This is a genomic window from Haloarchaeobius amylolyticus, from assembly GCF_026616195.1.
Taxonomy (GTDB): Archaea; Halobacteriota; Halobacteria; order Halobacteriales; family Natrialbaceae; genus Haloarchaeobius; species Haloarchaeobius amylolyticus.
This window is the reverse complement of the sequence record NZ_JANHDH010000003.1, coordinates 525,422-541,109: the sequence shown is the minus strand read 5'-3', so window position 1 is coordinate 541,109 and position 15,688 is coordinate 525,422. Positions and strand designations below refer to the sequence as shown.

The window sequence follows — 15,688 nt, the reverse complement described above, 5'->3', positions numbered from 1 at the left end:
AAAAGACTGGGAGTAGCGGAACCGAGTCGTCCCTACTCGACGCGCTCCAGAATCGTCGCGATACCCTGCCCGAACCCGATGCACATGGTCGAGAGCGCGGTCTGGGCGCCGGTGCGCTCCATCTCGTGGACGAGCTTCGTAATCAGAGCCGACCCGGTCGCCCCCAGCGGGTGGCCGTGGGCGATGGCGCCGCCGTTGACGTTCGTGCGGTCCCACGGTGCACCCGTCTCCTCCAGCCAGGCCGCGACGACGCTGGCGAAGGCCTCGTTGACCTCGAACAGGTCGATGTCCTCGACCGTCATGTCGGCCTTCGCCAGCACGTTCTTCGTCGCGGGGATGGGGCCGGTGAGCATCATCACGGGGTCGACGGCGCAGACCTCGGTCTGGACGATGCGGGCCATCGGCTCCCAGCCCTGCTCCTCGGCGACCTCGGCCGAGCAGACGAGCGTGGCCGAGGCACCGTCGACGATGCCCGAGGAGTTGCCGGCGTGGACGACGCCCTCGCCCTCGTCGCGGAAGGCCAGCGGGAGTCCCGAAAGCGTCTCCACGTCGGTCCCGGGCCGCGGGTGGCCGTCCTTCTCGACCGTGATGGGTTCGTCGTCGAGTTCGGTCTCGACGGGAGCTATCTGGGAGTCGTACCGGCCCTCCTCCCACGCCTCGCCCCAGCGCGACTGCGAGTCGACCGCGATCTCGTCGAGGTCCTGCCGGGTGAACCCCCACGTCTCCGCGATGCGCTCTGCGCTCTCGCCCTGGGGAATCAGTTCCTCGTACTCCTCGAAGTAGGTCTCGGCCATCGAGCCGCCGTCGGTGCCCATCGGTTCGCGGGTCATGTGCTCGACGCCGCCGGCGACGACAACGTCCTGGAAGCCCGCCCGTACCTGCCCCGCGGCGAAGTTGATGGCCTGCTGGCCGGAGCCACACATCCGGTTGAGCTGGACGCCGGGGGCGCCGTGGCTGCCCTGCCACGACGCGCCGGGCCCGGCGTCGGGGTCGACCTCCTCGCTCCAGCCCGCGACGAGGGGGGCGATTCGCGCGATGTTCGACCCCTGGTCGCCCTTCGGGGTGACACAGCCGAGGATGACGTCCTCGACGAGGGAGGTGTCGAGGTCGTTGCGCTCGGCGAGCGCCCGCAGCGGCGCGGCCGCGAGGTCCTGTGGGTGGGTGTCGCGGAACGCGCCGTCGCGCTTGCCGAACGGCGTCCGGACCGCGTCCACGATGACGGCTTCTCTCATGGTTCCAACTGGACAACGATTTACTTGTTTCTTTCGCCACTGGGCACGTCGCCCACCATCCCGCGGCCCCGACGAACCGTCAGGTCTCGCATGGAAACCGTTGGGAACGCGACCGTTCCGGACCGTTCTGACGGTTCAACGGTGCCTACGCGACTCATAATAATGGCCGGGTGCCGACAATCGCGGTCCATGGAGAACAGACCATGGGTCGTCCTCGGCCTCGTCCTGACCGTCGTCCTCGCCGGCTGTGCCGGCTTCGGGGGCGTCGGCGAGGACCCGACCGGGGAACCGACGACAGACGCGCCGACGAGTGCGACGGACAGTGCGACCGAGGGAGAATCGACGACGACCACGACCGCGACCACGACGGGCCAGACGGCCACGCCGACCGCGTCGGCCTACGAACCACCGGCCCCGCCGAACGTCCCCACCGAGAGCAAGATGGGCCAGGGCGAGAACCGCATCAGGTCGGTCGAGTTGATCAACAAGGTGAACACCGGTGACGGCGTCTCGGACTTCGACCTGCGCATCCAGGCGAACACGATGATGAAGGACGTCGACCCCGCGAAACACGGGGACGTCGAGGGCGAGCCCTACTTCATGGTGGCCGTCGACGGCACCCGCATCGAGCGGTCGGACTACCTCGCGATGAAGGAAGACGGCGAGTGGGTCGTCCAGGTCCACCCCGGTGGCCTCGAGAAGTTCGACGAGGGCCAGCACGAGATCACGGTCTGGCTGTTCGACCAGGACAGCAACAGCGACGACGTCTACGGGAAGTGGACCGGGAGCTTCCAGTACGAGAAGCGCTGAACCGCCGACCGCTCCCGGGCTAGACACACTCCACCACCCGCGTCCTTTCCTGAATCCATCCGGGACAGGACCGGCTCCGGAACTGTCCTGAATGCTGAGGGGTGAGAGAAAAAATTAAGAGGGTACCCTGTGTACGTCAGTGTACATGACGCGTACCATGGTTGCGGGTAACGAGGCCCGCACCGGCGGCGACCACCGCTACACGGCACACGGGGACGAAGCGTCCACCTCAGCCACTGGTACGCCGGTCTTCTACTGAAGTCGGTTCCGGCACGTCGGCGACACCACCCGTCAGCCGGCGGCGTCCGCACCGGGCACACGCACCCAGCACCCGAGGGTGACGTGTCGCCTGCGCGGACGTTCTCGCATCGCCCGTCGACCGCCCAGTCACGACTCCATCCAACACGATGACCGACTTCACGTTCGCGCCCGACCCCGCACAGGCACCGTACAACCTCGCACACCTCGTCGACGACCGCTCGCACCTGTACCACGAGTACGATGTCGACCGCGAGTTCGACGCGGGCTGTACCGACCCCCGCACGGGGAAGGACGACGCCCCGCCGGACTACAGCGAGCGACGCGCCGCGATGCTCGCGTTCTACGGGCACCGCTGCGGGCGCTGTGCCTGCCGCATCGGAGACAGCACGACGCCCGACCTGGAGGTGGGGTACCTCTACTCGCTGGCGACGGCCACGGGCCGTGGCGAGGAGTGGGCGCTGGCGAACCTCGTCGCGGTCTGCGAGCCGTGTTACGACCTGCTGACGACGGACTGCCCCGAGGACATCGGCGCCTTCGGGACCCAGTACGAGAACGCGCCGCAGTTCCCGGTGTGGACCTGCGACCCTCGCGTCGCGGTCGAGCGCCTGCCCCTGACCGGCCGGGAGGTCTGGCTCCGCGAGCAGCTGGCCGGCCGGGTCGACGTCTCGACAGACGGGCGGACCGGCGTCAACCAGCCGGTCGCCCGGGACGCCTGTCTCGCCCGGACGACCGACGCCGCGGTCGCGGTCGCGCTCGGCGAGGAACTCGTCCTCGACGAGCAGCAGGCCTGTTCGACGATGCAGCGCCGGCTCAGCCAGCGGTGGGAGCTGCTGACCGCACACGAACGCGACAGCTACCGGGAGCAGGCGGTCGACGAGGACACGGTCATCGGCGGCGGCTTCGAGCCCTGTGTCGACCTGCAGGACGCCTGAGCTGGGGCGGAATCCTGCTGACGCTTCGGCCCTCCACTCATGGTCGCTTCGGCCCTCAACCCGCTGCCTTCGGCCCTCCACGCCGACACAGCGAGGCCCCTGGACAAGTGCTGTCGACTCGTACAGACGACTCTGGAGGAGGAATACGAGAACTGGCCGGTCGCCCGATGTGGCGACGGCCGTGCCCCGGTCGCAGAATAGTCACTCTCGACCGGGCGGTCCCACCGCGCTGGCCACCCCGACAGTAGTCGTCAGCCCTGCGGCGGGGCCACGAGGACCGGCCGCTCGGCGTCGAGGATGACGCCCTGTGCGGTCGACCCGAACAGGGCCTTGCCGGCCGGCGAGCGCTTGCGCCCACTCACGCAGATGCAGTCCGCGTCGATCTCCTTCGCGTGCTCGACGATCTCGACGGCCGCGTTCCCGCTGGACTCCGCGAGTTCGGTCTCCATCCCGGCCTCCTCGAGTATCTCCCGGACCTGTCGGACGGTGCTGAGCTGGGACACCGACGCCCCCTCGGGGTTGTCCTTGAACACGTGGAACAGGGTCACCGAGACCTCGTCCTTGCCGGGCATGTCTGCGACGGCCTCTGCCTGTGCGCGGGCACGTTCCTCGTCGGAATCGACTGCGAGCAGTACCTCGTACATACCACGCGTTACACCCGAGGGGGGCTTATCTTTGGGGGGTGGTGTCCATCGACTGGGAACGCTCCCGGGCCGTCTCGACGCTGGCCGGGCGGGTCTCGGAGCGTCGATGATGAGGAAAGGGGGCAACAGTTGCATTGTGGAGTACTTACTTAACTGTAACCTACAATCGTGTACACGGCTTCACGAGTTGGCGCGCGTGAGCCGATCCACTTCCACATCTGTCGCTTTTTCGCTGTCCTGCACCCGCCAGCGACGGGTCCATCGTATCGACCGACAGCGTGCGTCGTAGCCGGCGGTCGATGGCTGAGAACTCGACAAGGAGGACTTCTCTCTGGAGAATGTAGCGTCGGGTCGGTCATCGGGTGGCAGACCCGGATGAGCGACGTGGCCGGCGTGGGTGGCAGCCCACGTCGGCCGAAAGGGCACTGGGTGGCAGACCGCGTCGGCGGGGCCGTGGTAGAGTATGGCAGACTGGCGCCCCGGTTCGATGCTGCCTGTCGGGTGATTTCCTCACCCTCACTATCTCGTAGGTGCCCCCGATAGATAACCTGTCCACTTTCCGACCGGTGATTCCCCTACCGGCTGGTAACGACGTTCGCTAGCCGGCGGCGTCCTCGGCCCGCGACCTCCCGTCCGCGAAGACGGTTCCTTCCGGTGATAACTCAGTCCTCACCCAGTATCTGCTATACGTCTCCGTGGGGCTAGTTACAGGTGACCTTCCGGAGCGCGAGCGCTCCCTCGCGTCGCGGCTCACGGCGGCCAGTCGCTGGCCCCGCCCCCGGCGCGGAGACGGCCACGGGGCGGTCGCGGACTCCGGTCGGGGGGTATCTCTCTATGACACGACGACAGCCTTCCACGACGACCCAGCTGACAGTCCCGGCAGAACGCCCACGCGCCGAACCGCGCACGGACGGCGGGACGACGCCCGCGAACCTCCTGCTCGTCCTCGCGGACGGGCTCGGCTACGGCCACCCCGGCTGTTACGGGGGTGGCGCGGTGCTGGGGGCACCGACGCCGAACCTCGACAGCATCGCCCGCACGGGCCTCAAACTGACGAACTTCTCCGTCGAGCCGACCGCGGAGGGGACACGTTCTGCCATGATGACCGGCCGGCACCCGATCCGCTCGGGGACCGGCGTCCCCGGGTATCCGGGCGAACTCACCGGGCTGACCACCTGGGAGACCACCATCGCGGAGGTGCTGACGGGCGCGGGCTACGCCACCGGCTACTTCGGGACCTGGGAACTCGGCGACCAGCAGGGGCGGTTCCCGACCGACCAGGGCTTCGACGAGTGGTACGGTATCGTCGACGGGCCGGCGGTCGCGAGCTACACCGCGAACCCGGCCTTCGACCAGGCGACGATGGACGTCCCCGTGGTCCTGGAGGGTGACGCCGGCGAGACACCGACGGAGGTCGAATCGTTCGACGAGGCCACCCGGGCGACCTTCGACGAGACGCTCACCGAGCGCGTCGTCGAGTTCGTCGACTGGCAGGCCGAGGCCGGGACGCCGTTCTTCGCGACCGTCTCCTTCACCGGCCTCGCCGAGCCGGTCGTTCCCCACCCGGCCTTCGAGGGTCGCTCGGGCAACGGGCCGGTCGCAGACCGGCTGCTGGAACTCGACCACCGCGTCGGTCAGCTCCTGCGCGCCCTCGAGGAGGCCGGCATCGACCAGCAGACGGTCGTCGTCGTGACGAGCGCGTCGGCCCCGACCGACCCGGCCGTCGCCGAGACGGTCGTCGGCCCGTTCCGCGGGACCGCCGGCTCGGCGCTGGAGGGCGGACTCCGGGTTCCCTTCGTCGCGAACTGGCCCGGGGCCGTCCCGCCGATGACGGTGAGCAACGAGGTCGTCCACGCGGTGGACGTGCCGACGACGCTGGCCGCCATCGCGGGCGTCGGCTTCCCGGACGATCGGATCGTCGACGGCCTCGACCAGCGTCGCCTGTTCTCCGCGAAGTCGGCGGAATCGGCGCGCGAGGGCTTCCCAATCGTCGTGAATCACGAGCTGGTCGCGGTGAAGTGGCAGCGCTTCAAGTGTCACTTCTCGTGGGTCGACCCCGAGACCGGCACGCTCCAGCAACTCGGGTCGCCCCGGATCGTCAACGTCGAGGCGGACCCCCGGGAGGAGCGTGACATCTCGACCGAGGCCGGGTTCCTCGTGGACCAGCTGTTCGACGTGGCCGACGAGTTCGAGGAGAGCCTCGCCGTCGAGCCGCCCATCCGGCCGGGCACGCCGGACCCCTACGACCCGAACGCGCGCGTCCCCGGCCCGATGGGTCCCGGTGGTCCACGCCCGCCGATGGGAGAGCCCGGCCCCATGGACGACTGGTCGATGGGTGAAGGCGGCCCGATGGGCGGCGGGCCGATGCCGGAGGACGGGGCCGAGCGCGGCCCCCGGCGCGAGGAGAAACCAGGCGAGCGATAATCGGTCGCTGTCTTTCTTTCGACGATTCGACGCGAGCGTCAGCAGCCGCCACCGGCGCCGCCCGCGGCTCCCGCCCCGGCACAGCTCGCCGCACTCGCACTGGCGCCGGCAGCGGCGGCGGTCCCGCCGAAGACGACCGCGGCGTTCGTCGCGTTACTGTAGTCCTTGCACTCGCCCCACGCGACCGGGGCGACCTCGTCGTCGATGTCGTCCGCGTCCGTCACGGCGTCGCGGAGCGACCCCACGTCGAAGCCGGGGTCGCTCGCGTAGCGGTCCACGAGTTCGGTCGTGAGCGCGACGCGCCGACACTCCTCGGCCTCGAACAGCTCGTCGCCATCGAAGGTGAACTGCACGTCGAAGTGGCGGACGAACACGTCGTCGAAGGGGCCCTGCAACGCGTCTGCGGCCTCGCCGACGAGGGTCCAGACGAGGTCCATGTCGGGGTCCTCGACGTCCTCGCCGAGGGAGAACCGGGCGATGGGGACCGTCACGGGCTCCCCGTCGGGGCCTTCGTTGACGACCGCGACGCCGGTGACGCCGCAGTCCTCGACGGCGTAGCCACCGCGGTCGATGGCCTGCGTCAGGGCGTCGTCGGCCGTCTCCTGGCGCGATTCGAGGTCGACCTCTTCGTCGCTGGTCTCGTCGCCGAGCAGTCGTTCGAGCAGGGAGGGCATACGGGTCGAGGTCCGCACGGCGGCCACTTCGGCGTTTGGGTGGTGGCTCGTATCGGAGTCCGGTCACCCGTCTCCGGTCACCCCTTCCCGTCTTCGCCCGTCTCCGGGTGGAACAGGTCCTCTATCTGGCACTCGAAGAACGCCGCGAGCTCGAACGCCAGTTCCAGCGACGGGTTGTACCGGCCGCGTTCGATGCTGTTGATGGTCTGGCGGGTGACGTCGACGGCCGAGGCGAGGTCACCCTGGGTCATGTCTTTCTCCTCGCGGTACTCCCGGAGGCTGTTGTTCATGCGGTGTTCGACGCCTCGTACATCGTCGAGCCGACGTGGACGAACGAGAGGGCGGCCACGAAGAACGCGATGGGGGTCAGCCAGACCGGCCACTCGATGATACCGAGCCCCCACAGGGCGGTCACGGTCGGGAACACGACGGCCGAACTCATGCCCATGATGGCGAGGGTGCGCTGGCTCGCGGCCTCCTGCTGTCGCTGGTCGCGTTCGTCGAACAGTGGGCCGCTGTAGCGTCTGAAGAGCACCAGTGCGCCGACCGCACAGGCGACGAAGGCTGCAACGCCGGCGAGGGGTTCGCCCAGGGCGACGAGTGCCCCGAGGGCGACCCCCGAGAGTATCCAGAGGCCGATGTAGAGTCGTCGGTACGTCAGTTCGTCGGTCGCGTCGGTTTCGGTGAGCGTCATGGGTCGTGCCGGCAGCGTGTAAAGCTACCTTTACAGTAAAGCTTGTTTTACACCTTTAAATATCTAGGGGTCCCCCTGTCGCTATCGAGGTGAGGAACGGTGCGGCGGTCGTGCGAGTACAGGCCGGCAGAATACCCCGGCGGAACTACTGCCCGGAGCGCTCTTGCAGGGTCGGCAGGACCGCCGGCAGCTCGGCGAGGCTGGATATCGTCACGTCTGGCTCCCGGTACGGCGGCTCGTCGTCCTCGTTCTCGACCCACACAGAGGTCATCCCGACGGTCTCGCCCATCATGAGGTCCTCGTTGTACTCGTCGCTGACGAAGGCGACCGGGTCGTCGCCCTCGGGGAGACACTCGTAGTAGCCTCTGGGATGGGGCTTCGACCGTCGCAGGTCCGACGAGACGACGAGGTCGTCGAAGCAGTCCAGGACGTCGTGGTCCGCGAGGACCGTCTCGACCCACGGGCGCGCCATGTTCCCGAAGAGGACGAGCGTGTGGTCGCCCGCGAGGTCCCGGAGGAGGTCGACGTGTTCCTCTGGGAAGGTCGGGTCGAGCCACGTCTTCGAGAGATACTCCCGACACGACGCCTCCGAGGCGCCCGTGAGCGTCGAGAGGAGGTCGATGTACCCGGCCGTACTCTGGACGAGGCCGTCGCGGAACGCGAAGTACGCGAGCCAGCCGGGATAGGGGTCCGTCTCGGGGTCGACGCCGAGGACGTGGGCCTGTTCGCGTTCGTCGCCGTGGTCGACGATGACGCCGCCGTAGTCGAGGACGAGGTGCATCGGAGGTCGACGGACTGCCCGTGCAGTCTTCAATCTACCGGACAGGTATCACTGTCCGAACCGGGGGCGCACCTCCCGCCGCCGGATTCCTCAGTGGACCGTCGCAATCGCTTATTCGGCCCTCCACCGTATGCTAGCCATGGTCTCGCTCGATTCACGGACGCTGGACTCGCTCTTCCAGCGCGGTCGCTGGCTCACCTTCCCCGACTTCGTCAGGATCGTCGAGGGCGGCCACCCACACGACGAACCCGGACTCCCGCGGGCGGTCCTCGACGCCTACGCGCAGGCACTCGTCGACGACCTCGGTGGTGCCGCCCCCTTCACCGTCGAGGCACTCGAACGCCGGATCCAGCGCCACCTCACGGACGATGGCTGGTCCCGGCTGACCGTCCACGAGGTCGGCGACGACCGCATCAGCTACTACCCGCCGGCGTGGCACGACAAGTTGACGGACGAGACGGACCCCCGGGAGTACGTCGCCGTGATGCAGGAGGACGTCGACCCGACCGCGGCCGACGCCAGCAGCCGGTTCCATCCCCGCGTCCCGAAGGAACACCTGCTGAACGCGATGGTCGTCCTCGGGGGGATGAGCCGGCAGGGCGCCACCGAACGAATCGACGACCTGCGAAAGCGCGGGGAGTTGCTCGTCTACCCGTTCCAGAACCCCGAAGCCGACGTGTTGCTCCCGTAGCTGGGTGCCTGCGGTGTGTTCGGACTCGTTCTCGCTCGTCCACACTCACGCGAGGTGAGGTATTATAGCCACGCAGCGAGCGAGAGGTGACATGGGTGTGGACGACGTCGCGTTCCTCGTCAGGGCGCCGAACCGGGCAGCGGTGCTGACAGCCCTCGTGGACGCCCCATGTGACCGGGCCGGCCTCCGGGACCGGATCGGCGCGTCGCGGGTGACCATCGGTCGCATCACGACCGACCTCGAAGCTCGCGGCTGGGTCGAGCGCGAGGGAACCCGGTATCGCGCGACCCGGGCGGGCCAGACGGTCGCGAGGGCCTACCAGCGCTTCCGCGACGTCGTCGACACGACACGCCACCTCGAGGACCTCTTCGAGTACCTCCCGGTCCGGGCGTTCGACTTCGAGGTGTCGGTCCTCCACGACGCGGAGGTCGTCGCGCCGACGCCGACGTCGCCGAACCAGCACATCTCCCGGCTCGCGGCGCTGTTCGAAGCGGCGACGACCGTCTCGATGGTCGTCCACGCCGTCTCGCCGGAGATCGTCGCCTCTAGCCACGAGGCCGCCCGGGCGGAGGCCCACGTCACCAGAGGAGTCGTCACCCCCGAGGTGACCGACGCCATCCGGGCGAACGACACCGTCAGGGCGCAGGTCGTCGAGATGGTCCAGACGGGAGGGCTGGAACTGTTCGAGCGACCGTCGGTGCCCTTCCAGGTCGGCGTCTACGACGAGACGGCCATCATCTCCGCGGACGACGAGCAGGGGGTCCCGCGGGGCATCGTCGTGACGGAGTCGCCCGCGGTCCGGGAGTGGGTCCTCGACGAGTACGAGCGACTGCGGGCGGAGGCGACACCACTGGACGTCGGGGCCTTCGACCCCGACGCAGGCACCTGAATGCTGGTCCACCTCCAGCGCGTCCGTTCACACCGTGAACGGGCGGTCACGAAGTAACCTGATACTGTACTGCTTCGAACCGTCGTTATGGATGAAGTGTCTCGACGACGGTTCCTGCTGTGCGCGACAGCGACGACGGCCGGACTGACAGGCTGTCTCGGCGGCGGCCAGACTGCCGCCGAGGGTGGTGGGGGGACCACCGACGACGGCCAGCCAGACGCGACAGGGGAGTCAGCAGGTGCGGGGTCGGGGGCTTCGTCCACCGGAGGGGATAACACGACGACCCAGTCCAGCAGTCCGGACCCGGACTGCGCGCTTCTCGATGGGGAGCCGACACCGTTCGACGTGGCGGGGACGCCATTCGTCTTCGCCTTCGACTACGTCGATTCCTGGCAGGTCGAGGACCCACTGTCGGGTCCGGATGGGCGGGTCCAGGGACTCACCAGCCCCATCGTGACCGTCGACGGGGAGACGGAGGCGGCGAACCTCAGCGTCATGCAGTCCTTCGAGGCCGTCACGAAGGCCGAGGTCGACGAGGTCATCGCCGAGAGCGTCTCGGGGGACTACGCCCGCGGCACCGTCGCCCACGAGCAGCAGTTCGGCGGTGAGACCGTGCAGGTTCTCGGCCTCTCGGATACGGACATCCCGTTCTACCAGTGCTGGCTGCCGTACGGAGAGGCGGAGGCGCGGTACCACATGGTCCGGCTGATGCTCACGACGAGCATCCTCCGGGTGGAGGACGAGGAGGGCACGCAGCCACTCTGCCTGGCGGAGACGGTGGCTGGCATCGAGACGGTCCGGGAGAGCATCGCTCCCAACCCCGAGACGACCATCGGGGAGGTCTGAGCCGATGGCCGACCGGCAAACTCGCCGACGGTTCCTCCTCGGCGCGGCCTCGGCGACGGCGACGACCGCCCTCGCGGGCTGTACCAGCGAGGGAGCCGACGCACCCGCGGGGAACGGCGGCGACGCCACGGCGACCGCGGGCGAGACGACGAGAGAGGCTGCGACGACAGTTCGGGAGACGACGACCGGTCAGAACCCGGAGACTGCCACGGACGAGCAGGACGCGACCGCGAGCGGGTCCGCATCGTTCTGCCAGCCGATGACCGGGTCGCCGACCCCCTACGACGTGGCCGGGACGCCCTACGTCTTCGCGTTCGACTACGTCGACAGCTGGACCGTCGAGGACCCACTCGACCGCACCGGGGCCCGCATCCAGCGCATCGTCAGCCCGGCGCTGACCAGCGAGGGCGCGACCTCGAGCGCCACGGTCCGGGTGGGCCAGTCCTTCGAGCCCGTCACCGCGAGCGAGGCGGAAGCGGAGGTCGAGGCCGCCATCGACCGCGAGGACAGCTCCGGCGTGGCCTACGAGGACGAGTTCGGCGGCGAGGCCGTCCGCTTCGTGGCGTTCCCGAACGTCGACGTGAACAGCTACACGGCCTACCTGCCCTACGGCGACGGCGAGAAGCGCTACTACGCGTTCTCGCTCGTCACCTTCCTCGACATCGAGAACTACGAGGCGACGAACGTCGCCCAGTGTACCGACGCGGTGAACGTCGCGACCCAGACGGTCCGGGGGAGCCTCGTGGTCAACCCGGAGACGACAATCGACCAGGTCTGAGTCTGAGGTCAGGGCGCTCTCCGACGCTCCTCGTCGTCGCAGTCGAAGGTCCGGGACCCCTCCTCGACGGTGACCTGTCTGGTCTCCTCTGCGATGGTCTCACCCCCGTCCAGGACCCGGATTCGCATGGTCGTCGTCTGCCCTACCTCCAGGGTCTCGTCGTCCTCGAGAATCCAGAAGAACCGGGCTGTCGCTCGCCGCCCCGACCCGTCGACGCCCTTCGTGGTGGTCTCACCGACCTCGGTGAGCGCCAGTTCGACCTCGTAGGGGTCGTCACCGGCGAGGCCGTCATCGTCGTCCGTCGGGACGGTGACGGTCACGGTTCCGTACACGCCGATGCTGTCGCCCGGGGTCCCCGAACTCGTACACGTCATCACCGACTCGTTCTCGCTCTCGGGGAGGTCGAACTCGTCGTTCAACCGGACCGAGAGGTCGGTCTCGTTCACCGCGGCATCGGTGACGGCGAACCGACTCGTGTCGACGCCGATGACGCCGACGATGGCGATAGCTCCGACGAGGAGTCCGACCAGCAGGAGGGTGACGATGACGTAGCGGAGGGACAGGTTCGGCACGTTCGCACGTCGGCCCTCGGCAAGATAATGGTACCTCTTTCGACACCTCGGAGGGCGGTTCACGGTATGGCGGTCTCTGGCGCCTACGCCGGGCCTTTTTGCTACCGGGGACCCTACCCCGGCCCGATGGAACCGCAGTCGGGGGAGCGTGGACGTGACGGGTCGGCGACGACGGACCGTACCGGGTCCGAACCGGACGAGACGGCGGGGCCGCCAGCCATCGCCGTCGAGGGGCTCTCGAAGACCTTCGGGAGCGGCGAGGCGGCCGTCACCGCCGTCGACGACGTCTCCTTCACCGTGCAGGAGGGGTCGGTCGTCGGCCTGCTCGGCCCCAACGGGGCGGGGAAGACGACGACCATCAAGTCCATCCTCGGGATGATACTGCCCGAGGCCGGGACGGTCCGCATCAAGGGCGTCGACGTCCACGCCAACCCGCGGCGGGCGTACCGACACGTCGACGCCATGCTGGAGGGCGCGCGCAACGACTACTGGCGGCTGACCGTCCGGGAGAACCTGCGCTACTTCGCGACCATCAGCGGGGTGAAGCCGGACTCGGTCCGCGGGCGCCACGAGCGCCTGCTCGACCAGCTCGACCTCGCCGAGAAGGCGGACACGCCCGTCAGGGACCTCTCCCGCGGGATGAAGCAGAAGGCGTCGCTGGCGAGCGTGCTCGCGACCGACGCCGACGTCGTGTTCCTCGACGAACCGACCCTGGGGCTGGACGTGGAGAGTTCGCTGAAGCTCCGGCGGGAACTGCGCCGCATCGTGAGCGAGCGCGGGCTGACCGTCGTCCTCTCCAGTCACGACATGGACGTCATCGAGGACGTCTGCGACCGGGTCGTCATCATCAGTCAGGGGCGCATCATCGCCGACGACACGGTCGCGAACCTGCTCCGCGGGTTCGAGACGCGCGGGTTCCGGGTGTCCAGCCCGGACCTCGGCGCGGACACCCTCGCACAGGTCCGCGAGCAGTTCGAGGTGACCGACTGCCAGCAGTACGACGGCCACACCCGGCTGGAGGTCGCGACCGACTCCGACGGCATCTACGACCTGATGGACCTGCTGCGGGCCCATCGCGTCACCATCGACTCGGTCGAGACGGTCGCGCCGGACCTCGAGGAGGCGTTCCTCGAGATGACGGGGGGTGAGGGGCGATGAGTCCGGACGCGTCGCCGGCAGTCGACGACCGGCCACAGCCCGCCACCTACTGGGACCTCTCGAAGGCCGTCCTCTACCGCGAGTTCCTGCTGTTCGTCCGGTACCCGGCGAACGCAATCGGCGGCATCGTCGTCTCGCTGTTCTTCTTCGGCCTGCTGTTCTACGGCGGGCGGATGCTCGCCGGGCAGGCCCTGACCGACTCCATCGAGGGCATCATCGTCGGGTACTTCCTCTGGACGCTCTCGGTCGGGGCCTACAGCTCGCTCTCGAACGACATCGGGAGCGAGGTGCAGTGGGGCACCCTCGAACGCCACTTCATGACGCCGTTCGGGTTCGCGCCGGTCGCGCTCGCGAAGGGCGTCGCGAAGGTGGTCCGGACGTTCATCACGTCCATCGTCGTCCTCGCGGTGATGCTCCTCATCACCGGGACCGTCCTCCAGCTCAAGGTGCTCACCATCGTCGTCGTCGCGAGCCTCTCCATCGCGTCGGTCCTCGGCCTCGGCTTCGCCGCCGGCGGGGTCACCGTCCTCTACAAGCAGGTCGGGAACTGGCTGAACCTGCTCCAGTTCAGTTTCATCGTCCTCATCTCCGCGCCGGCGTTCGACCTCGGCTGGACGCGGGTCCTCCCGCTGGTCCAGGGGAGCGCCCTGCTCCAGCGGACGATGCTCGAGGGGACCCAGCTCTGGGAGTTCCCCCTGCTCGACCTCGCCGTCCTGTTCGGGACCGCGCTCGGCTACGTGCTCGCGGGCTACGCCGTGTTCCAGTACACGACGACGCGGGCGCGGAAGCTCGGTGTGCTCGGGGACTACTGAGGCCGGAAAAGAGGAGGGGGAGGTATTCAGGCCGGGGTCACTGCCGGTGGTGTCGCTCCCATTTCGGGACCGCCGGCGGTACAGCCCGGGCCCAAGCGCGCCAGCCACGACGCTGGCGACGCCGAGCCCTGCTAACAGGTCGCATCTACGGGTGCGAACACGAGGCCGACGACGAGCACGACGGAGCGAAAGTCGGGAACCGCATCTTGTCGATGGCGGTCCTAGTCTGTGGTCGGTCGCGGCATCTCTTCGAGTTCGGTGATCTCGCCGGTCTTCTCGACGCGGGCGTACTGGCGACGCCACGCGTCCTCCGGGAACAGGTCGTTCCGGTCGAACAGGGCACGAGCCTCGGCCGTGAGCCGGTAGAACTTGTACGGGTAGCCCCGGATGCGCTCGCCCGGCTCGACGACGAGCTCCTCGACCACGCCGACCGACTGGAGCGTCCGCAGGTGCCGGCGGATCGCGTCGGCTTCGAGGCTCGGGTTCATGTAGTCGAGTTCCTTCACGCTCGGTGCGCCTTCGGGGTGCCCGACGATGTCGGCGATGAGGTTCGCCCGCGTCTTGTCGGTCGCCTTCTGGAGTGCGGTCCACGTGTCGAACTCGTCACCCAGCCCGCGGTCCCCGCCGTCGCTCGGCCGCTGTGCTTCCGGACGCATACTCGTGTCTACGGTCTCACCCGCCATTAAACACTAGGTCGTCAAATGAAACCGATACCCAAAATAGTTTCACAACCATTCTGCTGAGCAGTATCTATTTCAGTCCTGCAACTGTTCTCCCGTGTAGCATGGCCGACGACCCCACGGACCCGTCCCACCGGGAGTACCTCGAGAACGTCGACCCCGACGAACTGGTCCACGACGACGAACTCCGGCTCACGCCGCAGCAGCACGAACGGTTGAAGGATGGGCTTCACGGCCGGCGGTTCAAGACGCTCAAGCGGTCGGACCGGCGGTACCTGGTCGTCGGCCGTGGCGGCGAGGATGGCCCGGGGGAGCGGCGACTCGAGGTCTGTGAACGCCTCGACGACCGGCCGGGGGCGACGGCGTTCCGGCTCGAAGACTTCGGCTTCACCGGCGAGGACATCGACCTCTGGGTGCCCGCGTTCGATATCCTCTCCGAGATGGCCACCCACATCGTTGGTATCCTCGAAGACTTCGACGGCGGCCACGTCTGGGAACTCGGTTTCCTCTACCACTACCAGACGACCATCCGGGACATCCTCTGGCTCCTGAAGCGGGTGTACGACTCCGAGGACGCGATGCGAGACCACTACGACAACGGGATGGCTGCCTCGCACCTGGCAGCGTTGGAGGAAGCCGCCGGCGAGCGGGTCATCGACTGGGAGGCATCGGCGGACCTCGCGGATGCGGTCGCCGAGATCCCCTGACTGCGGGCAGGCGTCGGAGTTGGACAGGTGACAGAGGTAGCGGGCTCGGTCTGTCGCTTCATCTGGTGTTCTGAATAAACCTTGTCAGGAGTGCCGTGCTGAA

18 protein-coding genes are annotated in these 15,688 nt (G+C 68.3%); 10 read left to right on the top strand and 8 right to left on the bottom strand.

Annotated features, from left to right (window positions below; genetic code table 11):
* Positions 1-32: 32 nt before the first annotated feature.
* Positions 33-1,232: a thiolase family protein gene (locus tag NOV86_RS20240; protein ID WP_267643637.1), complete on the bottom strand. Its 1,200-nt coding sequence runs from the start codon at positions 1,230-1,232 to the stop codon at positions 33-35.
* A gap of 189 nt (positions 1,233-1,421) precedes the next feature.
* Here NOV86_RS20240 and NOV86_RS20235 point away from each other — a divergent pair, with 189 nt between their 5' ends.
* A complete protein-coding gene (locus tag NOV86_RS20235; RefSeq protein WP_267643636.1) occupies positions 1,422-2,042 on the top strand; it encodes a hypothetical protein in 621 nt (206 codons plus the stop codon).
* Between the two features lie 407 nt (positions 2,043-2,449).
* Positions 2,450-3,235, top strand: coding sequence for a hypothetical protein (locus NOV86_RS20230; protein WP_267643635.1), 786 nt, complete (start codon positions 2,450-2,452; stop codon positions 3,233-3,235).
* A 251-nt stretch (positions 3,236-3,486) separates the two neighbouring features.
* Here the strand turns inward: NOV86_RS20230 and NOV86_RS20225 are convergent, their stop codons facing one another.
* Entirely contained in the window at positions 3,487-3,879 is a 393-nt protein-coding gene (locus tag NOV86_RS20225; protein ID WP_267643634.1) for a universal stress protein, read from the bottom strand.
* 834 nt (positions 3,880-4,713) lie between these two features.
* On the opposite strand from NOV86_RS20225, the gene NOV86_RS20220 reads away from it, so the two are divergent.
* Positions 4,714-6,303 (top strand): sulfatase-like hydrolase/transferase, encoded by a 1,590-nt coding sequence (locus NOV86_RS20220; protein WP_267643633.1) that lies wholly within the window; start codon positions 4,714-4,716, stop codon positions 6,301-6,303.
* A 38-nt stretch (positions 6,304-6,341) separates the two neighbouring features.
* On the opposite strand, the gene NOV86_RS20215 is transcribed toward NOV86_RS20220, so the two are convergent.
* The 4 genes from NOV86_RS20215 to NOV86_RS20200 form a co-directional block, all read right to left on the bottom strand.
* Positions 6,342-6,977, bottom strand: a complete 636-nt coding sequence (locus tag NOV86_RS20215; protein WP_267643632.1) for a hypothetical protein — start codon at positions 6,975-6,977, stop codon at positions 6,342-6,344.
* Between the two features lie 77 nt (positions 6,978-7,054).
* Positions 7,055-7,267: a helix-turn-helix transcriptional regulator gene (locus NOV86_RS20210; protein ID WP_267643631.1), complete on the bottom strand. Its 213-nt coding sequence runs from the start codon at positions 7,265-7,267 to the stop codon at positions 7,055-7,057.
* Entirely contained in the window at positions 7,264-7,671 is a 408-nt protein-coding gene (locus NOV86_RS20205) for a DUF2178 domain-containing protein (RefSeq protein WP_267643630.1), read from the bottom strand. The genes NOV86_RS20210 and NOV86_RS20205 overlap by 4 nt, the downstream gene beginning before the upstream one ends.
* Positions 7,672-7,816: 145 nt before the next feature.
* A complete protein-coding gene (locus tag NOV86_RS20200; RefSeq protein WP_267643629.1) occupies positions 7,817-8,452 on the bottom strand; it encodes an HAD family hydrolase in 636 nt (211 codons plus the stop codon).
* A 139-nt stretch (positions 8,453-8,591) separates the two neighbouring features.
* On the opposite strand from NOV86_RS20200, the gene NOV86_RS20195 reads away from it, so the two are divergent.
* From NOV86_RS20195 to NOV86_RS20180, 4 genes are all read left to right on the top strand, one after another.
* The gene (locus tag NOV86_RS20195; protein WP_267643628.1) at positions 8,592-9,143 is read left to right on the top strand and encodes a hypothetical protein; all 552 of its coding nucleotides are present in this window, start codon (positions 8,592-8,594) and stop codon (positions 9,141-9,143) included.
* A gap of 91 nt (positions 9,144-9,234) precedes the next feature.
* Complete coding sequence (locus NOV86_RS20190; RefSeq protein WP_267643627.1) at positions 9,235-10,032, top strand: helix-turn-helix transcriptional regulator; 798 nt, start codon at positions 9,235-9,237, stop codon at positions 10,030-10,032.
* An 87-nt stretch (positions 10,033-10,119) separates the two neighbouring features.
* Entirely contained in the window at positions 10,120-10,878 is a 759-nt protein-coding gene (locus NOV86_RS20185) for a hypothetical protein (protein WP_267643626.1), read from the top strand.
* A gap of 4 nt (positions 10,879-10,882) precedes the next feature.
* Positions 10,883-11,656: a twin-arginine translocation signal domain-containing protein gene (locus NOV86_RS20180; RefSeq protein WP_267643625.1), complete on the top strand. Its 774-nt coding sequence runs from the start codon at positions 10,883-10,885 to the stop codon at positions 11,654-11,656.
* A gap of 8 nt (positions 11,657-11,664) precedes the next feature.
* Here the strand turns inward: NOV86_RS20180 and NOV86_RS20175 are convergent, their stop codons facing one another.
* Positions 11,665-12,228 carry a hypothetical protein gene (locus NOV86_RS20175; protein WP_267643624.1) on the bottom strand — a complete coding sequence of 188 codons (564 nt, stop codon included), beginning with the start codon at positions 12,226-12,228 and terminating at the stop codon, positions 11,665-11,667.
* Positions 12,229-12,354: 126 nt separating this feature from the next.
* Between NOV86_RS20175 and NOV86_RS20170 the strand changes: the two genes are divergently transcribed.
* Positions 12,355-13,386, top strand: a complete 1,032-nt coding sequence (locus tag NOV86_RS20170; RefSeq protein WP_267643623.1) for an ABC transporter ATP-binding protein — start codon at positions 12,355-12,357, stop codon at positions 13,384-13,386.
* Positions 13,383-14,198 carry an ABC transporter permease gene (locus NOV86_RS20165; protein ID WP_267643622.1) on the top strand — a complete coding sequence of 272 codons (816 nt, stop codon included), beginning with the start codon at positions 13,383-13,385 and terminating at the stop codon, positions 14,196-14,198. Before NOV86_RS20170 ends, NOV86_RS20165 begins: the two co-directional genes overlap by 4 nt.
* Before the next feature lie 221 nt (positions 14,199-14,419).
* Here NOV86_RS20165 and NOV86_RS20160 read toward each other — a convergent pair whose 3' ends face one another.
* Positions 14,420-14,854: an ArsR family transcriptional regulator gene (locus NOV86_RS20160; protein WP_267643621.1), complete on the bottom strand. Its 435-nt coding sequence runs from the start codon at positions 14,852-14,854 to the stop codon at positions 14,420-14,422.
* 128 nt (positions 14,855-14,982) lie between these two features.
* Here NOV86_RS20160 and NOV86_RS20155 point away from each other — a divergent pair, with 128 nt between their 5' ends.
* Positions 14,983-15,585, top strand: a complete 603-nt coding sequence (locus NOV86_RS20155; protein ID WP_267643620.1) for an aminopeptidase — start codon at positions 14,983-14,985, stop codon at positions 15,583-15,585.
* Positions 15,586-15,688: the final 103 nt, after the last annotated feature.

Coding starts and splice junctions, on each gene's coding strand:
- NOV86_RS20240 (WP_267643637.1), bottom strand. CDS start 1,232: ATGAGAGAAGCCGTCATCGTGGACGCGGTCCGGACGCCGTTCGGCAAG.
- NOV86_RS20235 (WP_267643636.1), top strand. CDS start 1,422: ATGGAGAACAGACCATGGGTCGTCCTCGGCCTCGTCCTGACCGTCGTC.
- NOV86_RS20230 (WP_267643635.1), top strand. CDS start 2,450: ATGACCGACTTCACGTTCGCGCCCGACCCCGCACAGGCACCGTACAAC.
- NOV86_RS20225 (WP_267643634.1), bottom strand. CDS start 3,879: ATGTACGAGGTACTGCTCGCAGTCGATTCCGACGAGGAACGTGCCCGC.
- NOV86_RS20220 (WP_267643633.1), top strand. CDS start 4,714: ATGACACGACGACAGCCTTCCACGACGACCCAGCTGACAGTCCCGGCA.
- NOV86_RS20215 (WP_267643632.1), bottom strand. CDS start 6,977: ATGCCCTCCCTGCTCGAACGACTGCTCGGCGACGAGACCAGCGACGAA.
- NOV86_RS20210 (WP_267643631.1), bottom strand. CDS start 7,267: ATGAACAACAGCCTCCGGGAGTACCGCGAGGAGAAAGACATGACCCAG.
- NOV86_RS20205 (WP_267643630.1), bottom strand. CDS start 7,671: ATGACGCTCACCGAAACCGACGCGACCGACGAACTGACGTACCGACGA.
- NOV86_RS20200 (WP_267643629.1), bottom strand. CDS start 8,452: ATGCACCTCGTCCTCGACTACGGCGGCGTCATCGTCGACCACGGCGAC.
- NOV86_RS20195 (WP_267643628.1), top strand. CDS start 8,592: ATGGTCTCGCTCGATTCACGGACGCTGGACTCGCTCTTCCAGCGCGGT.
- NOV86_RS20190 (WP_267643627.1), top strand. CDS start 9,235: ATGGGTGTGGACGACGTCGCGTTCCTCGTCAGGGCGCCGAACCGGGCA.
- NOV86_RS20185 (WP_267643626.1), top strand. CDS start 10,120: ATGGATGAAGTGTCTCGACGACGGTTCCTGCTGTGCGCGACAGCGACG.
- NOV86_RS20180 (WP_267643625.1), top strand. CDS start 10,883: ATGGCCGACCGGCAAACTCGCCGACGGTTCCTCCTCGGCGCGGCCTCG.
- NOV86_RS20170 (WP_267643623.1), top strand. CDS start 12,355: ATGGAACCGCAGTCGGGGGAGCGTGGACGTGACGGGTCGGCGACGACG.
- NOV86_RS20165 (WP_267643622.1), top strand. CDS start 13,383: ATGAGTCCGGACGCGTCGCCGGCAGTCGACGACCGGCCACAGCCCGCC.
- NOV86_RS20160 (WP_267643621.1), bottom strand. CDS start 14,854: ATGCGTCCGGAAGCACAGCGGCCGAGCGACGGCGGGGACCGCGGGCTG.
- NOV86_RS20155 (WP_267643620.1), top strand. CDS start 14,983: ATGGCCGACGACCCCACGGACCCGTCCCACCGGGAGTACCTCGAGAAC.